Origin of the sequence: Halomonas heilongjiangensis, from assembly GCF_002879645.1 — a bacterium.
GTDB classification, from domain to species: domain Bacteria; phylum Pseudomonadota; class Gammaproteobacteria; order Pseudomonadales; family Halomonadaceae; genus Halomonas; species Halomonas heilongjiangensis.
On record NZ_PNRE01000016.1, the window covers coordinates 1 to 20,854 of the forward strand.

General features: G+C 67.5%; 14 protein-coding genes, 1 tRNA gene and 1 pseudogene. 8 read left to right on the top strand and 8 right to left on the bottom strand.

Annotated elements, in window-relative coordinates; all coding sequences use genetic code 11:
- Positions 1-167: 167 nt before the first annotated feature.
- Positions 168-244: transfer RNA gene (locus tag C1H66_RS02435), tRNA-Met, on the bottom strand.
- 210 nt (positions 245-454) lie between these two features.
- Here C1H66_RS02435 and betI point away from each other — a divergent pair.
- The 4 genes from betI (at position 455) to C1H66_RS02455 (ending at position 7,088) form a co-directional block, all read left to right on the top strand.
- Positions 455-1,060: a transcriptional regulator BetI gene (gene betI, locus C1H66_RS02440; RefSeq protein WP_181423444.1), complete on the top strand. Its 606-nt coding sequence runs from the start codon at positions 455-457 to the stop codon at positions 1,058-1,060.
- An 11-nt stretch (positions 1,061-1,071) separates the two neighbouring features.
- Complete coding sequence (gene betB / locus C1H66_RS02445; RefSeq protein ID WP_102626328.1) at positions 1,072-2,541, top strand: betaine-aldehyde dehydrogenase; 1,470 nt, start codon at positions 1,072-1,074, stop codon at positions 2,539-2,541.
- A 235-nt stretch (positions 2,542-2,776) separates the two neighbouring features.
- Positions 2,777-4,468: a choline dehydrogenase gene (betA, locus tag C1H66_RS02450; protein WP_102626329.1), complete on the top strand. Its 1,692-nt coding sequence runs from the start codon at positions 2,777-2,779 to the stop codon at positions 4,466-4,468.
- A gap of 172 nt (positions 4,469-4,640) precedes the next feature.
- Positions 4,641-7,088 carry an acyl-CoA dehydrogenase gene (locus C1H66_RS02455; RefSeq protein ID WP_102626330.1) on the top strand — a complete coding sequence of 816 codons (2,448 nt, stop codon included), beginning with the start codon at positions 4,641-4,643 and terminating at the stop codon, positions 7,086-7,088.
- 117 nt (positions 7,089-7,205) lie between these two features.
- Here C1H66_RS02455 and C1H66_RS02460 read toward each other — a convergent pair whose 3' ends face one another.
- From C1H66_RS02460 to C1H66_RS02475, 4 genes are all read right to left on the bottom strand, one after another.
- Complete coding sequence (locus C1H66_RS02460) at positions 7,206-9,134, bottom strand: SLC13 family permease (protein WP_102626331.1); 1,929 nt, start codon at positions 9,132-9,134, stop codon at positions 7,206-7,208.
- A 145-nt stretch (positions 9,135-9,279) separates the two neighbouring features.
- The gene (locus tag C1H66_RS02465; protein ID WP_102626332.1) at positions 9,280-10,086 is read right to left on the bottom strand and encodes an enoyl-CoA hydratase-related protein; all 807 of its coding nucleotides are present in this window, start codon (positions 10,084-10,086) and stop codon (positions 9,280-9,282) included.
- A complete protein-coding gene (locus tag C1H66_RS02470; protein ID WP_102626333.1) occupies positions 10,083-12,281 on the bottom strand; it encodes an acetate--CoA ligase family protein in 2,199 nt (732 codons plus the stop codon). The genes C1H66_RS02465 and C1H66_RS02470 overlap by 4 nt, the downstream gene beginning before the upstream one ends.
- Before the next feature lie 57 nt (positions 12,282-12,338).
- Positions 12,339-13,145, bottom strand: a complete 807-nt coding sequence (locus C1H66_RS02475; RefSeq protein WP_102626334.1) for an enoyl-CoA hydratase/isomerase family protein — start codon at positions 13,143-13,145, stop codon at positions 12,339-12,341.
- 238 nt (positions 13,146-13,383) lie between these two features.
- Between C1H66_RS02475 and C1H66_RS02480 the strand changes: the two genes are divergently transcribed.
- Positions 13,384-14,301: a MurR/RpiR family transcriptional regulator gene (locus C1H66_RS02480; protein ID WP_240618192.1), complete on the top strand. Its 918-nt coding sequence runs from the start codon at positions 13,384-13,386 to the stop codon at positions 14,299-14,301.
- 192 nt (positions 14,302-14,493) lie between these two features.
- On the opposite strand, the gene C1H66_RS02485 is transcribed toward C1H66_RS02480, so the two are convergent.
- Positions 14,494-15,471, bottom strand: a complete 978-nt coding sequence (locus C1H66_RS02485) for an NADPH:quinone reductase (RefSeq protein ID WP_102626335.1) — start codon at positions 15,469-15,471, stop codon at positions 14,494-14,496.
- A 188-nt stretch (positions 15,472-15,659) separates the two neighbouring features.
- Here C1H66_RS02485 and C1H66_RS02490 point away from each other — a divergent pair, with 188 nt between their 5' ends.
- Together C1H66_RS02490 and C1H66_RS02495 are read left to right on the top strand one after the other, a co-directional pair.
- Entirely contained in the window at positions 15,660-18,476 is a 2,817-nt protein-coding gene (locus C1H66_RS02490) for a LysM peptidoglycan-binding domain-containing protein (protein WP_102626336.1), read from the top strand.
- 84 nt (positions 18,477-18,560) lie between these two features.
- A pseudogene (locus C1H66_RS02495) lies at positions 18,561-18,756 on the top strand (SDR family oxidoreductase); the annotation flags it as partial.
- Positions 18,757-18,938: 182 nt separating this feature from the next.
- On the opposite strand, the gene C1H66_RS02500 reads toward C1H66_RS02495, so the two are convergent.
- Complete coding sequence (locus tag C1H66_RS02500; RefSeq protein ID WP_102626337.1) at positions 18,939-19,505, bottom strand: bactofilin family protein; 567 nt, start codon at positions 19,503-19,505, stop codon at positions 18,939-18,941.
- Positions 19,506-19,921: 416 nt separating this feature from the next.
- Here C1H66_RS02500 and C1H66_RS22795 point away from each other — a divergent pair, with 416 nt between their 5' ends.
- Complete coding sequence (locus C1H66_RS22795; protein ID WP_170064073.1) at positions 19,922-20,257, top strand: bactofilin family protein; 336 nt, start codon at positions 19,922-19,924, stop codon at positions 20,255-20,257.
- A gap of 256 nt (positions 20,258-20,513) precedes the next feature.
- On the opposite strand, the gene C1H66_RS22540 is transcribed toward C1H66_RS22795, so the two are convergent.
- Positions 20,514-20,834: a hypothetical protein gene (locus tag C1H66_RS22540; protein ID WP_146010679.1), complete on the bottom strand. Its 321-nt coding sequence runs from the start codon at positions 20,832-20,834 to the stop codon at positions 20,514-20,516.
- Between the last annotated feature and the right edge of the window lie 20 nt (positions 20,835-20,854).

Sequence of the window (20,854 nt, forward strand, 5' to 3'; positions counted from 1 at the left end):
CAGTCATTTGCTCTACCAACTGAGCTATCGGGGAATGGCCTCGAGCACGGGGCGTAGTATACGGATCGGACGTGTCAGGTCAAGGGGGAGTTGCCGTGGCAGCCGGCCGAGAAACAGCGAAAAACGCCCGCACGGTCGGTGACCGGGCGGGCGTTCTCGAGGTGTTCTGGTGGCTACGCCCTGATTTGAACAGGGGACCCCATCATTATGAGTGATGTGCTCTAACCAGCTGAGCTACGTAGCCATTTTCCCGTTGCCGACCAGGCTGCGCCGAACAACGGGGGTGGATTATGCACGTGGCCCGCCGGCTTGGCAAGCCCCGGGCCCGCCTTGGCGTCTCGTCCATTTCTTTTATTGATTGAACGTTCAATAAAAAAATGCCATGCTGAAACCGTTGGCCCTCCTGCCTCCCTCGAGCGGCAGGATGAACCCCCACCGGAGAGGAGTCAGCAAGGTGCCCAAGGTCGGAATGGAACCCATCCGCCGCCAGCAACTGATCAAGGCCACCATGGCGGCCATCGACGAGGTCGGCCTGGCCGACGCCACCGTGATGCGCATCGCCCGTCACGCCGGCGTCTCCGCTGGCATCATCAGCCACTATTTCGGCGGCAAGGACGGCCTGCTCGAGGCCACCATGCGCCAGATCCTCAGCGATCTCGGGACCGCGGTGGCGGCACGGCGCCGGGCTCTCGCCGACGACAGTCCCCGGGCTCACCTCGGCGCCATCATCGACGGCAACTTCGACCGCAGCCAGGTCACCGGGCCGGTGGCCAAGACCTGGCTGGCCTTCTGGGCCAGCAGCATGCACAGGCCGACGCTGCAGCGCCTGCAGAGTGTCAACGACCACCGCCTCTACTCGAACCTGTGCAGCCAGTTCCGCCGCCTGATGCCCCGGCAGGAGGCACGCCGCGCCGCCCGCGGCCTGGCGGCGATGATCGATGGCCTGTGGTTGCGTGGCGCCCTGACACCGGAAGGGCTCGACGCCGACCACGCTCGCCGGCTGGCCCATGACTACCTGGATCAGCTGCTGGCCGCCCACCCTTCGTCACCCGCTTCCTGAGAGGAGACCCCATGGCAAGTCTCGACACCCAGACACTCTACATCGACGGCCGCCGAGTGGACGCCACCTCCGGCGAGACCTTCCCGGTCGTGAACCCCTTCGACGGCCGCCTGCTCGCCAATGTACAGCAGGCCTCCCCTACCGACCTGGACGCCGCCGTCGCCGCGGCGCGCCGTGGCCAGCGGGCCTGGGCCGCCATGACTGGCATGCAGCGCAGCCGCATCCTGAACCGCGCCGTGGCACTCTTGAGAGAGCGCAATGACGAGCTCGCCGAGCTCGAGACCCGCAACACCGGCAAGCCGATCAGCGAGACCTCGGCGGTGGACATCGTCACCGGCGCCGACGTGCTCGAATACTATGCCGGCCTGGCTCCGGCCATCGAGGGCAGCCAGATTCCGCTGCGCGAGGGGTCGTTCGTCTATACCCGTCGCGAACCGCTGGGAGTGATCGGCGCCATCGGCGCCTGGAACTACCCGATCCAGATCGCCTGCTGGAAGGCCGCCCCGGCGCTGGCCGCCGGCAACGCCGTGGTCTTCAAGCCCAGCGAGGTCACCCCGCTGACCGCCATGAAACTGGCCGAGATCCTCACCGAGGCGGGCCTGCCCGACGGTGTCTTCAACGTCATCCATGGCGACGGCCGGGTCGGCGCCCTGCTCACCGAACACCCGGGCATCGACAAGATCTCCTTCACCGGCGAGGTCGGCACCGGCAGGAAGGTGATGGCCGCCGCCGGCGGCTCGACGCTCAAGGACGTGACCATGGAGCTCGGCGGCAAGTCGCCGCTGATCGTCTTCGCCGATGCCGACCTCGACCGCGCCGCCGACGCCGCCATGATGGCCAACTTCTACTCCAGCGGACAGATCTGCACCAACGGCACCCGGGTGTTCATCGAGCGCCCCGTCAAGGCGGCCTTCGAGGCGAAGGTCGCCGAGCGCGTGGCGCGCATCCGCGCCGGTGACCCGCTCGACCCGGCCGTCAACTTCGGCCCCCTGGTGAGCTTCGAGCACCAGCAGAAGGTGCTCGGCTACATCGCCCTGGGCAAGCAGGACGGCGCCACCGTGCTGGCCGGCGGCGACGCCTGGGACAGCGGCGACTGGGCCCGCGGCGCCTGGGCCGCCCCCACGGTGTTCACCGACTGCACCGATGAGATGCGCATCGTGCGCGAGGAGATCTTCGGCCCGGTGATGGCGATTCTCGCCTTCGACGACGAGGACGAGGTGATCCGCCGCGCCAACGACACCCACTACGGCCTGGCCGCCGGGGTCTTCACCGAGAGCCTGAACCGCGCCCATCGCACCATCCACCGCCTGGAGGCCGGCATCTGCTGGATCAACACCTGGGGCGAGTCCCCCGCCGAGATGCCGGTGGGCGGTTACAAGCAGTCCGGCGTTGGCCGCGAGAACGGCATCGAGACCCTGGCCCACTACACCCAGACCAAGTCGGTCCAGGTGGAGATGGGGCCCTTCGAGTCGGTGTTCTAGGAGGCAGCGAAGACAGCACAGCTAACTGGATCGCTCGGGGCTGATCCGTCGACAAGCCTACGAGGAGGCGCTGTGAACCCCTCCCTGGGCGCTACCTACGCCATCCGTGGCGTAGGACCTCCTCTTCGTCTTGTCCCCGGCGCCCCTCGCTACAGCCAGCTGCGTCTGCCTTGGGCCGACTCTACTTGCACATGCAAGCAGACCCGCTTCCGTGGTGTTATCAGTGAGAGATGTTATGTCCCAGCTTCGCGAATTCGACTACGTCATCATCGGCGCCGGCTCCGCCGGCAACGTGCTCGCCACCCGCCTCACCGAGGACGAAGGCGTCAGCGTGCTGCTGCTCGAGGCCGGCGGTCCCGACCACCGCCTCGACTTCCGCACCCAGATGCCGGCGGCGCTCGCCTACCCGCTGCAGGGCAAGCGCTACAACTGGGCCTTCGAGACCGACCCCGAGCCGCACATGGACGGCCGGCGCATGGAGTGCGGCCGCGGCAAGGGCCTCGGTGGTTCCTCGCTGATCAACGGCATGTGCTACATCCGCGGCAACGCCCTGGACTACGACCACTGGGCCAAGGCGCCCGGCCTCGCGGACTGGACCTACGCCGACTGCCTGCCCTACTTCCGCAAGGCGGAGAGCCGCGACATCGGCCCCGACGCCTACCATGGCGACGACGGCCCGGTCAGCGTGACGACCCCGAAGCCCGGGAACAACCCGCTGTATCGCGTCTTCATCGAGGCCGGCAAGCAGGCCGGCTACGCCGAGACCGAGGACGTCAACGGCTATCGCCAGGAGGGCTTCGGCCCCATGGACCGCTTCGTCACGCCGGGCGGCCGGCGCGCCTCCACCGCGCGCGGCTATCTCGACCAGGCCAAGGCGCGCGAGAATCTCACCATCGAGACCCACGCCACCACCGACGTCATCGAGTTCGACGGCAAGCGCGCGGTGGGCGTGCGCTACGCGCGCAAGGGCCAGGTCCGGCGGGTCCGCGCCCGCCGCGAGGTGCTGCTCTGCGCCGGCGCCATCGCCTCGCCGCAGATCCTGCAGCGCTCCGGCGTCGGCCCTAAGGAGGTGCTCGACGAGTTCGGCATCGGCCCGGTGCTGGTCAACGACAACGTCGGCGCCCACCTCCAGGACCATCTGGAGATGTACATCCAGTACGAGTGCAAGCAGCCGATCTCACTCTATCCGGCGCTGAAGTGGGTCAACCAGCCGAAGATCGGCGCCGAGTGGCTGCTCCTCGGCCGCGGCGTCGGCGCCAGCAACCAGTTCGAGTCCTGTGGCTTCATCCGCAGCAATGACCGCGAGGAGTGGCCCAACCTGCAGTACCACTTCCTGCCCATCGCCATCAGCTACAACGGCAAGAGCGCGGTGCAGGCCCACGGCTTCCAGGCTCATGTGGGCTCGATGCGCTCGGAGAGCCGCGGACGGATTCGCCTGACCTCCCGCGATCCCGGGGCGGCGCCCAGCATCCTGTTCAACTACATGTCCACCGACAAGGACTGGCAGGAGTTCCGCGATGCCATCCGCCTGACCCGAGAGATCATCGCCCAGCCCGCCTTCGACGCCTATCGCGGCCGGGAGATCTCGCCTGGCCCGGACGTGGCCACCGACGCCGAACTCGACGCCTTCGTGCGCGAGCACGCCGAGACCGCCTACCACCCCTGCGGCAGCTGCCGCATGGGCGAGGGCGACGACGCCGTGGTCGACGGCCAGGGCCGGGTGCACGGCCTCGAGGGGCTGAGGGTCGTGGACGCCTCGCTGTTCCCGCTGATCCCCACCGGCAACCTCAACGCCCCGACCATCATGCTGGCGGAGAAGATCGCCGACCGGATCCGCGGCCGGGAGCCACTGCCGCGCAGCGATGCCCCCTACTACGTGGCGAACGGCGCCCCGGCCAGGGTCGAGCCTCGTCGGCGTCTCGCCTGACCCCCGAAGCGTTCCCACCCCGCATGACGCCCCGCCCTGTCGACGACAGCGCGGGGCGTCTTATCTTCCACGAGGGTCGACAAGGCTCGCCAGTTGCCACACCATGGGCTAGTCTGCAAGAATTCAAACAACCGTTCGAATGACGTGTTAACCGACGACACGGAGACGCCCCATGCTCACCCTGATTCTTCTCGTCCTCGCCGTGACCGGCCTGCTGGTGGTCATGCGCCGCGAGGCCGGCGCCCTGCCCGCCCTCGGCGTACTCGCCGTGCTCGGCCTGGTCGGCCTGCTGCTCGGCTCGCCGGTGCTCGGCGTGCTGCTGCTGATCGGCGCCGGCGGCGTGGCCGTGGCCGGCCTGCCGGCCCTGCGCATCCGCTGGCTCACCCCCCGGCTCTTCGCCACCTTCAAGGAGGTCGCGCCGAAGGTCTCGGACACCGAGCGCACCGCACTGGAAGCCGGTACCGTGGCCTGGGACGGCGAGCTGTTCTCCGGCCGGCCGGACTGGCAGCGCCTGCTCGACTATCGCGACGAGGGGCTCTCCGCCGAGGAACGCACCTTCCTCGAGCACCAGTGCAGCGTCGCGGCCGGCATGTGCAACGCCTGGGAGATCGCCCGGGAGCGCGCCGACCTGCCCCAGGAGCTGTGGGACTACCTCAAGCGGGAGGGCTTCTTCGGCATGATCATCCCGAAGGCGTATGGCGGCCTGGAGTTCTCGGCCAAGGCCCAGTCGCTGGTGCTGCAGAAGCTGTCGATCAGCGAGACGCTGATGGTCACCGTGGGCGTGCCCAATTCGCTGGGCCCGGGCGAGTTGCTGCTCAAGTACGGCACCCAGGCGCAGAAGGACCACTACCTGCCACGACTGGCCGATGGCCGCGAGATCCCCTGCTTCGGGCTCACCGGCCCGCGGGCCGGCAGTGATGCCACCGCCATCCCCGATACCGGCGTGGTATGCAAGCAGGTGGTCGACGGCAAGGAGGTGCTGGGCCTGCGGCTGAACTTCGAGAAGCGCTGGATCACCCTGGCCCCCATCGCCACCGTGGTGGGGCTGGCCTTCCGCATGTTCGACCCGGACCACCTGCTCGGCGACGAGGAGGACCTGGGCATCACCTGCGCATTGCTTCCCCGCGATACCGAGGGCATGGAGATCGGCCGCCGCCACCACCCCATCGGCAGCCCCTTCATGAACGGCCCGCTCAAGGGCCGCGACGTCTTCGTGCCGCTGGACACCATCATCGGCGGCCCCGAGATGGCCGGCCAGGGCTGGCGCATGCTGGTCGAGTGCCTCTCGGTGGGCCGCTGCATCACCCTGCCCTCCGGCGCCGCCGGCACCGCCCGCTACGGCCTGGGCTGGAGTGGCGGCTTCGCCCGCATTCGCCGCCAGTTCAGCGTGCCGGTGGCCGAGATGGAGGGCGTCCAGGAACCCCTGGCACGCATGGCCGCGCTCTGCTACATCGCGCGGGCGGCGGTGTACCAGACCGCCAACACCATCGATCACGGGGTCAAGCCGGCGGTGCCCTCGGCGATCCTCAAGAGCCAGCTCACCGAGTTCCAGCGCCAAGCCCTGGGCGACGCCATGGATATCCACGGCGGCAAGGCGGTGACCCTGGGGCCGCGCAACTACCTCGGCATCGGCTACAGTGCCAACCCGGTGGCGATCACCGTGGAGGGCGCCAACATCATGACCCGCAACCTGATGATCTTCGGCCAGGGCGCCATCCGCTGCCATCCCTATGTGCTCGAGGAGCTGGCCGCCAAGGACGCCGACGACCTCCCGGCCTTCGACCACGCCGTCTTCGGCCACACCGGCCTGATCCTCGGCAACGCCGCTCGCGCCCTCACCCAGGGCCTGGGGCTGGGCAAGCCGGCGGTGCCCTTCGACACCATTGCCGCCCCCTACGCCCAGGACGCCGCACGGCTCTCCGCCGGCTTCGGCCTGTGTGCCGATGCCGCCATGGCCAGCCTCGGCGCCAGCATGAAACAGCGCGAGATGCTCTCGGCGCGCCTCGGCGACGTGCTCTCCAACCTCTACCTCGCCTCCATGGTGCTCAAGCAGTGGCACGACGGCGACCGTGTCGAGGGCGAAGCGACGCTGCTCCACTACAGCTGCCGCTTCCTGCTCCACCGCGCCGAGCAGGCCCTGGACGAGCTGTTCGACAACCTGCCGAACCAGGCACTGGGCCGCTTGCTGCGCGTGATCGTGATGCCCACCGGGCGCCGCTGGAAGCGTCCCCACGACGATCTGGCCCGCGAGATCGCCCAGGCCGTCTCGCGGGATACCGCACTTCGCCGCACCCTGCTGGAGGCCACCTGGCAGGACAGCGACGGCGCCCGCGACAACCCCCTGGCCCACTACAACGCCCTGCTCGCCGAGTACGACCGTGCCGAGGTGCTCTACCGTACGGTCAACAAGGCCTACGCCAGGGGGGAGCTGCCGATGCAGGCCCTGCACCCCGAGCAACGCGTCGAGGCGGCCCTGGAGGCCGGCATCATCGGCACGGACGATGCCGACTTCATGCGGCGCTACGAGGCCGAGGTGCTGGAGCTGCTCAGCGTCGACGACTTCGACTACGACGCCTTCGCCAGCGACCAGGCCAACATCCTGCGCCATAACGCGGCATGACGCGTGCCGCCCGAGCGGCGGCCCCCGCCCCCTGAACGACGACGCCCCGGCATGCCGGGGCGTTTTGATGGCCGTAATTTCATCAAGCGCCCGAGCGCAGTAGCGAATCACGCTTTCCTACAGCGGCCAGACCAGCAGGATCATCGGAATGGCCACCGCCACCACCACCAACTCCAGCGGCAGCCCCATCCGCCAGTAGTCACCGAAGCGGTAGCCGCCGGGTCCCATCACCAGGGTATTGGACTGGTGGCCGATGGGGGTCAGGAAGGCGCAGGAGGCGCTGACCGCCACCACCATCAGGAAGGGGTCGATCGAGACATCGAAGCCACTGGCCAGGCTCGCCGCGATGGGCGCCATCAGTACTGCCGCCGCGGCGTTGTTGATCACGTCCGAGAGCATCATGGTGATCACGAACAGCCCCACCAGGGTGGCCACCACCGGCCAATCACGGCCCATGTGCAGCAGGCTCTCGGCGATCAGTTCCGCCCCGCCACTGGTCTCCAGCGCCTGGCCCACCGGGATCATGGCACCGAGCAGCACGATCACCGGCCCGTCGATGGCCTGGTAACCGTCGCGCAGCGGCAACACCCCCACCAGCAGCGAGAGCAGCGCCGCGGTGGAGAGCGCCACCGCGGCCGGCAACAGGTCGAACAGAATGGCCAGAATCGCCGCACCGAAGATGGCCAGGGAGACCAACAGCATTCGCGGCTGCCCAAGCGTCAGGTTGCGGCTGGCCAGCGGCAGGCAGCCCAGCGTCGCCAGGCTCTCGGAGAGCTCGCTCTCGCCGCCCTGCAACAGCAGCACGTCGCCGGGACGAAAACGGATCTCCCGCAGCCGCTGCTTGAGACGCCCACCGTCCCGGGCCACCGCCACCAGGTGCAGGCCGAACTGGTTGTGCAGGCGCAACTGGGTGACGGTACGGTTGACCATCATGGAGTCGGTTCGTACCACCACCTCGACCAGTTCGAGCCCCTCGGTATCGACTCCCTTCTTCTTCTTCTCCTTCTTCTCCTTCCTGTCCTTCTTCTTCTCCTTCCTGTCCTTCTTCTTCTCCTGCCTATCCTTCTTCTCCCCCCCGTCAGCCTGCTTGCCGTTGCCGCCATCGCGCTGCTCGCGTGGGGCCGGGTCGGCGGCGTCGGCCGTCTCCTCCTCGTCCTCCGTCTCGGCGCCGAGCGAGAGCCCCGCCTTGTCCTCGAGCAGCTTCATCTCCTCGGGGCCCGCCTCCACCAGCAGGATGTCGCCCTCCTGGAGGCCGCCGTAGAAGGCATGGCCGGCCCGACGCTTCTCGTCGCGCACCACCGCCAGCACCGGGATGGTCTCCTCCAGGGCATCATGCAGGTCACGCAGCGTCCAGCCGATGGCCTTCGCCTCCTCGCCGACCTTGAGCTCGACAAGGTAGTTGGCGGTATCGAACATGGCCTCGGTGGAGGCCTTGCCGGCCCGCTGTGGCACCAGCCGCCACCCCAGCAGCAGGATGAAGGCCAGGCCGGCCAGGGCGACCGATACCCCGACGGGAGAGAAGGAGAACATGCCGAAGGAGTCGCCGGTGACCGAGCCCCGGTAGCTGGCGATGATGATGTTGGGCGGGGTGCCGATCAGGGTGGTCAGACCGCCGAGCAGCGAGCCGAAGGCCAGCGGCATCAACAGCAGCGAGGGCGAGGTGTCGTGCTCGCGGGCCAGGCGCATGGCCACCGGCAGCAGCAGCGCCAGGGCACCGGTATTGTTCATGAAACCGGAGAGCACCACCACGGTGCCGGTCAGGGCGGCGAGCTGCAGGAAGAGCCGCTCGCCCACCTTGAGCACCTGCTCGGCGATCACGTCCACCACCCCGGAGCGCTCGAAACCGCGGCTGATCACCAGTACCGCGGCGACGGTGATCACCGCCGGGTGGCCAAACCCCAGGAACGCCTCATCGCCCGGCACCAGCCCCAGCAGCACCGAGCCCAGCAGGGCCGCGAGCGCTACCAGGTCGTAGCGGAAACGCCCCCAGACGAAGGCCGTCAGCGTCAGCCCGAGCACGATGAAGACCAGAGTGCTGTCGGCCATGCTCGCTCACCTCCGTGTGCCTTCGTGGTGCCTCAAGCACAACAGCAGCACGACGGAAAATCCAGCCTTTTTCGAGGCGATGGCGTTGCCCTGACGCGCAAGACCCGGCGAGCGCCGGGTCTTGCGGTGCAGCATCGAAGGCGTTTCACTTCTTCACCATCGCCTCCAGCATGGCGTTGACGGCCTCGAGATGCTCGGGCTCGTTGTGGCACAGGCCCTGGAAGACCGCGCAGAGGTCGAGGAAGTCCTTGAGCTCGGTACGCTGCGCCATCTTCATCAGCCGCTTGGTCAGGCGAGTCGCCTTCGGCGGCTGGGCGGCGATACGCGACGCCAGTTCGCCCACGCGCGCCATCAGCGCCTCGGGCTCCACCACCTCGAGCACGATGCCGAGTTCCCTGGCCTCCTCGGCGTCGATCACCCGGCCGGTCAGGGTCAGCTCGAAGGCGCGCTGGTAGCCGATCAGGCGCTGCATGAACCAGGCGCCGCCGTCGCCGGGAATGATGCCCAGGTTGAGGAAGGTCTCGCCGAACTTGGCCGTGCTCGATGCCAGCCGCAGATCGGCCATGTTGGCCAGGTCGAAGCCGGCGCCGATGGCCGGGCCATTGACCGCGGCGATGATCGGCACCTCCGCCTCCTGCAGGGCCAGCGGGATGCGCTGGATGCCGCGGCGGTAGCGGGCGGCCACCTCGGACACGTCACCGGCGAAGTCGCCGCCGCGGTTCGCCATGTCCTTGACGTTGCCGCCGGCGGAGAAGGCGCTGCCGGCACCGGTGATCACCAGCACCGAGACCTCGGCACAGCGGTTCACCCACTGCGCGGTGGCGACGATGTCGTCGGCCAGGGCGCTGCCGGTCAGGGCATTGCGCACGTCGTGGCGGTCCAGGGTCAGGGTCGCGACGCGCCCCTCCAGGGTGAGGCGGGCGTCGGTGAGTGGCGGTAGGGTCGGGCTCATGGGCGGGATTCCTCGTCGCTGGATTGACGGTCGACGATGACCCGGGCATCCACCACCGCATAGCCGTCCGCGTAGGCGATGACCGGGTTGAGGTCGAGCTCGGAGAGCGCCGGGTAGGCGTCGACGATGCTCGACACCTTGAGCAGCAGGTCGACCAGCGCCTCCTTGTCCACCGCGGGCTCGCCCCGGGCGCCCTCGAGCACCTTCTTCGCCTTGATCTGCGCCACCATGGATTCGGCGTCATGGCGCGACAGCGGAATCGAACGGAAGGCCACGTCCTCGAGGATCTCGACGAAGATGCCCCCCAGGCCGAACATCAGCACCGGCCCGAAGATCGGATCGCGGATCACCCCGACGATCACCTCGACCCCCTTGCTCTCCATCGGCGTCACCAGCACGCCCTCGATCTCGGCGGCCGGGGCATGGGCACGGCAGGATGCGAGGATCTCCTCGCGGGCCTGGCGCAGGGCCTGCTCACCGGTGAGGTTGAGCTTGACGCCGCCGGCATCGGACTTGTGCAGGATATCCTTCGACACTACCTTCATCACCAGCGGCGTCTCGCCGACCTCCTCACGGAACCGGGCCGCGATGGCCGCCAGCTCTCCCTCGCTTCTGGCGATGCGCTCGGCCGGCACCTCGACACCATGGTCACGCAGCAGCTGCTTGGCCTCGTATTCGAAGAGGTCCCGCCCCTCGCCGCGTGCCCGCTCGAACATCGCGGCCAGTTCCGGCCTGGGTGTCACGGCCGCCTCGCGGCTCTGGCGGTGCAACTGGGCCAGGTACTGGCCCCGCTCGCCCAGCGCGGCGAGCACCCGCACCGACTGCTCGATGGAGGCGTAGACCGGCAGGCCCGCCTCGTGCAGGCGACGCAGCGCCGGCGGCTTGATCGGCGTGTAGAGGCTGTAGATCACCAGCGGCTTGGTGGTGGCCCTGGACAGGTCGACCATCGCCTCGGCGCCGCGCATCTCGTCGCCCAGCAGCGACTCGGCGAAGCGGATGCTGTAGCCGCCGAACATGCCCACCAGGAAGACGCTGTCGACGTTGTCGTCGGCGGCGACGATCTCCATGCAGGTGGCCAGCAGCGAGGGCTTGGCATCGGTGGAGCCGGCCACGTCGACCGGGTTGACGGTGGAGGCCTGGGGGAGGAGCACCTCGCGCAACTGCTGGCGCGTGGTGTCGCTGAGCTCGGCCAGCTCGAGGCCCGCCTCGGCCAGCCGGTCGGAGGCGATGGTCGCCTGGCCGCCGCCGTCGGAGATCACCGCCACGCGCTTGCCATGGGCCTTCTGCAGCAGCCCCAGGCCCTCGGCCACCGGCAGGATCTCGTCGGAGTACTGCACCACGCTGACCCCGGCCTGCCTGAGCAGGTCCACGGTCATGGCGTAGCTGCCGGCCAGCGCCCCGGTGTGGGAGCTCGCCGCCTTCTGGCCCTGCTCGGTGGAACCGGACTTGTAGACCACCACCGGTTTCATGGCGGTGACCTCACGGGCCACGTCGAGGAACTTGCGGCCGTCGCGGAAGCCCTCGACGTAGAGGGTAGCGACGCGCGTATGCACATCCTCGCCCAGGTAGCGCAGGTAGTCGTTGAAGCCGATGTCGCTCTGGTTGCCCGGCCCGACGTAGGTGGAAAAGCCCACGTGGCCGTTGTGCTGAGCCTCCAGCGCCAGCGACAGCAGCATGTTGCCCGACTGGGAGATGATGCCGACGTCGCCGGGCCTGACATTGTCCAGCGCCAGCAGGTTGATCTTGTGGTGCAGGTTGAAGATGCCCGAGGTATTGGGGCCGATGATGCGCACCCCGTGCGCCTCGGCCTTGGCCATCATCTCGCGCTCGAGCGCGGCCCCCTCACCGCCGACCTCGGCGAAGCCGCTGGCGAGTATCACCGCCCCCTTGATGCCGCGCCGGCCACATTCGGCGATCAGCCCGGGCACCGTGGCGGCCGGGGTGCAGATCAGCGCCAGCTCCGGGTTGCCGGGGATCGCCGTGACCGAGGGCCAGGCCTTGACGCCGAGGATCATGTCGGCTTTGGGGTTGACCGGATAGATGCTGCCGCGATAGCCATCCTTGATCAGGCCGACCATGGCCTTGTAGCCGCGCTTGGTGGGGTCTGCCGAGGCCCCGACCACGGCGATGCCGGTGGGGGCCAGGATGTCGTGCAGGGGACTGCGGCTGTCGAGATGTCCTTCGATGGGATTCATGTAGTGCTGACCTTGGCCCGGGGGGCCCTTGAACGGTGATCGACGGGGGAACCTGGCTTACTTGCCCTGGAACCGCGGCGAGCGCTTCTCGGCGAAGGCGTCGACGCCCTCCTGCCAGTCCTCGGTGGTGGAGCAGGTGAAGACCGCGTCCAGCTCCTGCTGCAGCTGGCTGTCCAGGCCGGTGTCGCTGCCCTGGTTGACCAGCCGCTTGAGCATGGCGATCGACACCGGCGCCTGCTTGGCCAGCTGGCCGGCCAGGCGATGCGCCTCGCCGAGCAGGGCGTCGTCGGTCCAGTGGGAGGTCGCCAGGCCGATGTGGGTGGCCTCCTCGCCGTCGATGCGCCGGCCGGTGAACAGCAACTGGCGTGCCATGTTGAGGCCGACCAACTGGGGCAGGATCTTGGAGACGCCGCCCCCCACACAGGTGCCGATGCTGGTCTCGGGGAAGCCGATCTGAGCGTCCTGGGCCATCAGGATGAAGTCGCAGGAGACCGCCATCTCGGCCCCGGCGCCCAGGGCATAGCCGTTGACCGCGGCGATCACCGGCTTGCGAAGCCGGAAGATCGCCTCGCAGACATCGTTGCCGAGCTGCAGGTACTGGCGACGCTGGAACAGCGAGCGCTTGGCGCTGCCGTGCTCCTTCATGTCGGCGCCGACGCAGAAGGCCCGGCCCTCGCCGGTGAGGATCACGGCACGCACGTCGACGTCGGCGGAGGCCACGGCCAGGGCATCGAGCAGCTCGGTGTAGAGCGTCTCGACCACCGCATTGAGGCGGTGCGGGCGGTTGAAGCGGATCTCAAGCACCTGGTCATGGCGGCGGGTGATCAGGGTCTCGTAATCGGGCTTGGGGGTGGCGTGGGGCATACGGGTCTCGGCGGTAACGGACGGATGAACGGCAAGCGGAACAAACGTGTCGCCTGTGTATCGATGAAGACACGTCTGTTGTGGCGAATGCTAGACGAAGGTCATACGCCAGGTCAACACATCCGTACCACCACCCACCATAATGGGATACATTTGTTTCATCCATCCATCGACCCCATGGGTTACACTACGCCTCCGCGCTCGCGGGGCGATGACAGGATCAGTTGAGGAGAACCGTGTGCTGGAACAGGAGACCCCGAGTCCCGAGGCCCCTCTGGACGGCGCCGCCCGGCTGGATGCCGTCAATCAGCAACTCGCCGAGGCCTACCCGGAGCTCAGCCCCCAGCTCAAGCTGGCCGCCGGCTATGTGCTGGAGCATCCGGTCGAGATCGCCTTCCAGTCGATCCGCAAGTCGGCCACCGCCGCCGAGGTGACCGCCTCGACCCTGATGCGCCTGGCCAAGCGGCTGGGGTTCGAGAGCTACGAGCAGTTCCGCGAGGTGTTCCAGTCGGCGGTGCAGGCCGGCCCGGTGGAGCTCTCGGGGCGGGCCAGCCAGCTGCGCAGCCTGGCCAGCCAGACCGACGACCAGGTGTTCCTCGACGTGGGCGATGCGGCCTTCGACAACATCGGCCGGCTGTTCACCGCCGACAACCAGGCCCGGGTGCGCGATGCCGCCCGGCGGCTGCTGGCCGCGGAGAAGATTGCGGTAGTGGGCTTCCGGGACACCTTCGCCTGTGCCTACCACTTCGCCTATGTGGGGCGCATTGCCATGCCCAATATCCAGCTGATACGCGGCCTGGAGGGGGGGCTACTCACCGAGCTCGCGCCCTTCGGCGAAGGCGACGTGGTGGTGGCCTTCGGCTTCGAGCCCTACTGCGCCGAGACCATGCGCGCACTGGAGATCACCCGGGGGGCGGGGGTCAGCGCCATCGTGGTCACCGACACCATGCGCTCGCCGCTGGTGCCGGGGGCCACCATCACCTTCCCGGTGGCCAACGCCACGCCGCACTTCTTCCCCTCGATCCTCTCGGCGATCACCCTGATCGAGGGGCTGCTGGCCGAATGCGTGGCCTTCGGCCCCGACGACCTGGTCGACAACGTGGCGAGCTTCGAGTCGCGGATGCGCCAGATGGGCGCCTACGTGGAGACAAGCTGAGACACTAGCAGCAAGGCACTCGCCACTACCGAGAGCGAGAGGCGCCGGGGACAGGTCGAAGAGGGGGTCCTACGCCAGGGATGGCGTCGGTAGCGCCCAGGGAAGGGTTCACAGCGCCCCCTCGCAGACCTGTCGCCGGAACAGCCTCGAGCACTACCTACGACTGGTAGAAAACCCTGCTCCAATGACTGCTCAGGGCAGCAGGATGGTGGAGCCGGTGGTCTGGCGTCCCTGCAGGGCATCCTGGGCCTTGCCCGCCTCGGCCAGCGGATAGCGCTGGGCGATATCGATCCTGACCTTGCCGCTTTCGAGCATGGCGAAGAGCTCGTCGGCCATCGTCTTCAGCCGCTCGCGGGTATCGGCGTAGCCGTTCAGGCTCGGGCGGGTGACGAACAGCGAGCCCTTCTGGTTGAGGATGCCGATGTTCACCCCGTCCACCGGGCCCGAGGCATTGCCGAAGCTGACCATCAGCGCACGCGGCTTCAGGCAGTCCAGCGAGGTCTCCCAGGTGTCCTTGCCCACCGAGTCGTAGACCACGTCGCACATCTCGCCACCGGTCAGTTCGCGGACCCGCTCGGCCACGCTCTCCTTCGTGTAGTCGATGGTCGCCCAGGCGCCGTTCTTCTCGGCGAGCGCCGCCTTCTCGGGGGAGCTCACGGTGCCGATCAGCTTGACGCCCAGCGCCCGTGCCCACTGGCAGGCGATCGAGCCGACGCCACCGGCGGCGGCGTGGAAGAGGATCGTCTCGCCCCCCTTGAGCGGGCAGGTCTGGCGCAGCAGGTACTGCACGGTCAGCCCCTTGAGCATGCAGGCCGCCGCGGTCTCGAAGTCGACGGCCTCGGGCAGCACCACCGCCTTGGCGGCGGGCAGCACATGGTAGTCGGCGTAGGCCCCCAGCGGGCCCTGGGCGTAGGCGACGCGGTCACCGACCTTGAGGTGAGTGACGCCCTCGCCCACCGCATCGACCACGCCGGCCCCCTCGGTACCGAGCCCGGAGGGCAGCGACGGCGCCGGATAGAGGCCGGTGCGGAAGTAGATGTCGATGAAGTTCAGGCCGACGGCCCGATTCTCGACCCGGACCTCGCCCGGCCCCGGCTCGGCGGGAGTGACATCGACGAGTTCGAGGACCTCGGATCCGCCGGTGCGGGCAAACTGGATGCGCTTGGCCATGGGATGCATTCCTTTATTCGGCTGACGGGATCGGCTCACCATGGAAGCGCTGCCGGCCGAGCAGGTCAAGTCGCCCTTGCCCCGGCGCGCCCGGAAAGACCCATGCAACAAAAGATTCAAGGAATCTTCAGAAAGCCCGCCCCTTCCAGCCCCTATCTTGTGGGCTTCATGGAGGGAGGGACGGGAGCATGTCGTACCGGATCGATATCGAAGCACTACGCCGTTACAACGCCGACGGCGTGACATCGAAGGCCTTGACCGAGGCGGAGCGTCAGCGTTTCGAACAAGCCGTGGAGGATGCCCTCGACGCCCGCTCCGGCGCCGGTGGCGCGGGTGAGCTGGATGCCAGCGACGAGCGCGTGTTCATCGTCGAGGACGGCGACAGCCTGTGGCAGATCGCCGACGAGCTCAACGTCGACGTCGACGAGCTTCTCGCCCTCAACGAGCGCGACGACATGCCCGCTCCCGGCGAGATCGATGCGGGCGACGTGGTCTTCGTGCCCCATACCTCGCCTGACGAGGCCGCGACCTCGCCACGCGATGCGCAGGGTGTGCCGGAGGGCGAAACGGATTTCGTCCACAGCCTGCGCGAACGCGGCAACGCTCTCGAGTACGCCGACGATCCCGCCTCGATCGACTACGATGCCGAGGTCGGAGAGCTTGCCGCCGATATCGAGGCCTATCTGGCGGCGCTTCCCGAGGAGGAGCGACAGGCCGCCCTGCAACGCTTCCATGACCACGACTGGGTCGATGCCGGCCCCGCGCAGATGGCCATCGAACAGGCGGCGGAGAACACCGGCATCGCCCTCGAGGCGACCAGCCACGCCGGGCCCGAGGTCGAGTCCGAGGCGCGCGAGATCATCGCCGAGGCCGAGGCGGAAAGCGACCCGGCTGCCGCCCTGGGAGTCCTGGAGGAAGGCTACACCAGCGCCTCCGAGCGAGTGCAACGAGCCCTGGATCGCTCCAGCGATGCCCAGGCGATCATCGATGATGCCGCCGCCTGGGCAGCCGAGCCGCTTGACGGTGAGCTGGAAGGTACCGATACCCCGCAACTGCGCACGCTCGAAATGATCGAACGCCTCGACGCCCTGACCGAGGGGCTGGGGGTCGAACTTGCCAGCGAGGTAGTGGAAGCCCTGGTCGACGAGATCGAAGCGGCCAACCAGGGCGACCTGCAGGCTTACGGCGGGGCGATGGCCGGGCCGAACGGCACCGTGATGCTGATGGAGATCCTCGACCGCATCGCCGGGACGGAAGCGGGCGACCGCGCGGCGAACCGGCTCGCCGAGCAGCTACCGATCGACATGAACACGGTGCGCAACGAGATGCACGAGGCGGTCTCCTCCGGCGAGGCCATTCCCAGCCTGGCCTTGGCGATCGCCTCGCTGGAAGGCGTGGAGGGCTTTCGTGACGAGGTCTTCAGCGCGGTGGAGCATTTCCGCGACCGTACCATCGCCGAGCAGGCCGATGACTATCACGAGCATCTCGACGAATTGAGCTTCCTCATCCTCAACGGCGGCGCGGCGATGACGGAGGAACAGCTCGAAGCGGCCATCGACGACTACATCGCCTCGAATCCCGACTGGGAAGCGGAGTTCCAGGCGTTGCAGGAACAACTGGCCGAGAGCGGTGCCGGGCTGCTGGAACAGATCGAGCAGCTGCAGGCGCTGCCCGACGGTGTGCGGGCAGATCATCAGGCACGTATCGACGCCCTGCTCGACGACCCCAACGCCCAGTTGGCCGTCTCGACGGCCCTCCAGGAGAGACCCGAGCTGGTGACGGGGGAATCGGGCGACGCCCTGATCGAAACCTTCAACGAACTGGGCATCACTGGCGACCACCCCCTCGCGGTGAGCCTGGCCGGCGCCTACCTGCGCGAGAACGTGATCCTGCCGGCCGGCGACATCGACCCCAGTGACGCCCAGTCGCTGGAGGAGGCCCGGACTCGGCTTGACGAGACACTGCGCAACAACCCGGGACTCGCCGAACTGCTCGGCACCACGGCCGACGAACTCGACGAGCTCGCCGATGCCTTCGAACCCCTGATACCTGAGTTCACCGACGATTTCGATCCGCAGCGCTACGGCATCGACGTGGCGCGCAACCTCAACAACACCCTGGACAAGACCAACGAGATCTTCCGCGATTCGCCCTACAATCGCGCCTTCCGCGCCTCTGCCCTCTCCATCGTCGGCTCGGGGCTGGCCAACGCCATCGACGCCTACGGCGACGATCCTTCGCTGCGCAGCGCCCTGCAGGTTTCCATCGAGACGGCGCGGGTCGGCGTGGATGGCGCTCAATTGGTCGATGCCCTGCTCACCGGCGGCGAGGGCTCCCGGGTCACCCCTGGCCTCAAGCTTGGCGGCAAGTTCGTGCATCTGTTCGGTGCAGGGCTGGCCGGTGTCGATGCGCTGGTGCGCCTGAACGAGGGCGATGTCGTCGGGGCGGGCCTCAACGCGGCCGTTGCGGGCGGCGTCGGCTATGCGGTGTTCGGTACCTCGTCCCTGGCCGGGCCGATCGGCTTCGGCATCGCCACGGTGGCCACCCTGGTGCAGTTCGGCCGGGACGCCTACCAGACCGCACAGCACAACAGCCGCTTCGAGACCCAGACCACGGCCGATTTCCTGGCCCACGCCGGTTTCAGCGAAGAGGCCGCCCAGGTGTTGATCGACCAGAGCGGCGAGGGTCACAGCGTGGTGCCCCTGCTGATGAGCTACGGCGAACTGCACGGGCTCACGCCCGAGCAGACCGTGGAGTGGGTCAATTCGATACCGGAGGGCGAGAACGGCACGGTGATGCTCGCCGCGCTGCGCGACAACCTGCACAACACGCTCGACGAGTTCGACGGCGACGTCACGCAGTTCGACGAACATGCCGACGGCTTCGAACTGGCCTCGCCTTCCCTGGGGGAATCACGCAGCGGCTCCCTGACGCCCAGGTCCATGTTCGAACTCGATGCCATCCTGCCTCAGCTCGATATCGAATCGCCACAAGCCTATGCCTGACGGATGCCGGTCGGCAGTTTCCAGACAAAGCGCAGGAGGAGCCTTATGAAGCTGTTCTCCCTCGAAGGCCGAGTCGCCATGGTCACCGACAACACCCAGGCGCTGCGCGACGACCCGCAGCGCAGCGCAGCGCAGCGCCGACATCCTGGGGCGTATTCCCGCCGGCCGCTGGGGCGAGCCCGACGACCTGGCCGGCGCCGCGGTCTTCCTCTGCTCGGACGCGGCGAACTACGTGCATGGGCATGCCCTGGCGGTGGACGGCGGCTGGCTGGCCCGTTAGGGGGAGATGCTGGCAACCCATGTCCGGCCATGCGGGGAAAGCGGCCAGGGCCATATTCACCGGCGGGCCGTCACTCATCCGGGGGCCGACGGCTTCATGACAGAGGGAACCGCTATCCAAACGCCAAGCCGATACCGGGCCAGGGCACGACCCTGCCTACGCCCCTGGGCCCGGCGGAGTCCTCATGAGACACCGTCTCGACTGATCTCGTGGTCGGCGTGTGCGTCTGCCTCGTCCTCCCCCTGAAGAGGGGCATCGCTCACCATGGTCCCGACGAGAGCCCCTGGCGGCGGGGCATCGCCGAACGCCGCGACCAGAACCTCATGCTCGGGGTCCATGTCGATGCTGCCATGAAAAACGCCCCCCTCTTCCAGTGCCAGGCGGGGGGAGATGATCGTGCCGGTCACCCGTGCGCTGCGGTGAATCGTCACCTGGTGTGACGCAATCAGGCGTCCCTCAACGCACCCCGCCACATACAGGGTCTGCGCAAACACGTCGCCAACGACGTTACCCTCGCTGCCAATGGTGATCGGATGGTTCTTGCACTCGACCCTTCCCTTCACCCGGCCCTCTATCAACAGCTCCTCCTCCCCCGAGACATTGCCCTCGACAGACGACTCGGGCCCGATGGTGGCGATGCGCGACACACCACGGTTGCCTTCTATCTCACTGCCTCGCTGGGGGGCCCGGGAGGAAGAGGCCTCGGGAAGATCGACAGAGGCGCGGGGCGGATTCCGCTTGCTGAACATAGGAAGACTCCAAGTGACATGAGAGACGCAACAGCGCAGCGGCATATTGCCATGCGCCGCGACACGGCAAGCGGCCGATCAAACGCCGAAAAGCGCCGGTTAGCATGCCTTACCCGCGGTGGCGACCCCCTATAATGCCACTGGACATCAGCGATGAGGGGATACATATGGGAGGCAGCGAGTGGCTGATGGCCCTGGGGGGCTTGCTGGCTGTCATCATCGTTGCGGATGGCAGGTGGCGAATCGTCAAGCGAGTGCGACGGCGCCCGAGGGCCGAGGCTCCCGCCCAGCGGGCGCTGGCATCGCCGGCCTCGAACGCACCTTCCGCGACCACCGCACTCGCCTCCGCACACCCGGCATCGAGCGCATCCCAAGAGCCCACTTCGCTACCCTCGACGGTCGCGCCGGGGAGCCTCGTGGGCGCCTCGCTGCACATCAGCGGCGACCTGGTCTCGCAGGAGCCGCTGGTCATCCATGGCACCATCAACGGCAGCGTCACCGCCCGGCAGCATGGCGTCATGGTGGCGGCCTCCGGCACCGTGACCGATGCCATCGACGCCCGCCGCGTCGTCGTCGCCGGCAGGGTGACGGGCAGTCTGCATGCCGCGGAAGCGGCGGTGCTGCTCGCCACCGCCCATGTCGACGGCACCATCCACGCCGGACACCTCAGCTGCGCGGCGGGGGCCCGACTGCAGGGCGCCATCCACACCCCGCCGCAGCGTTCATGCCGCCGGGAGAAAGCACGCGGCTGATGGCCCACACCGACTTCAACGCCAGAATCCCAGCCCGCCGCTGTCCCGCTCCTCCGGCCACCCACGACTCATGCCCCCAGCATTAGCAACATGAAGCGTGCAGAAACCTGGGGGCTAATACAGATTCTTGACAGAGAACGTCAGGTAAATATCACCACTGTACACCATGAGAAGTGTTTCGGTTATTCTATAAATTCAGAAAGCAAGGTAACCCAGTGGACATCGTCACTGCACAACCTTTCCCCAGCGAGAGTCATCACCCCCAAGGATATCCATCAAATAAAAAGACGAAGGAATACCCAGCCAATGCAACAAAACATGCAGAAAGCCTTAACCCTTTACTATCTTCCTCCTTTACAACCCCCACACCCAAAAATATATTTTTTCCATACAAATAAGACTGAACAGCCTGCCAAAATATGAGATGTGCAATGAGGACGCCGAAAAAATACTTCCATTCACCCCAAAACCTGGCAAAGGCATTGAGCAACGCAGCCACAACCATCCCCAACAAAATATACAGCCTATATTTTCTCAGCACTTTCACCCACCCCCATAACATTACAACCATGGTCATACCAAACACCCCCCATAAAA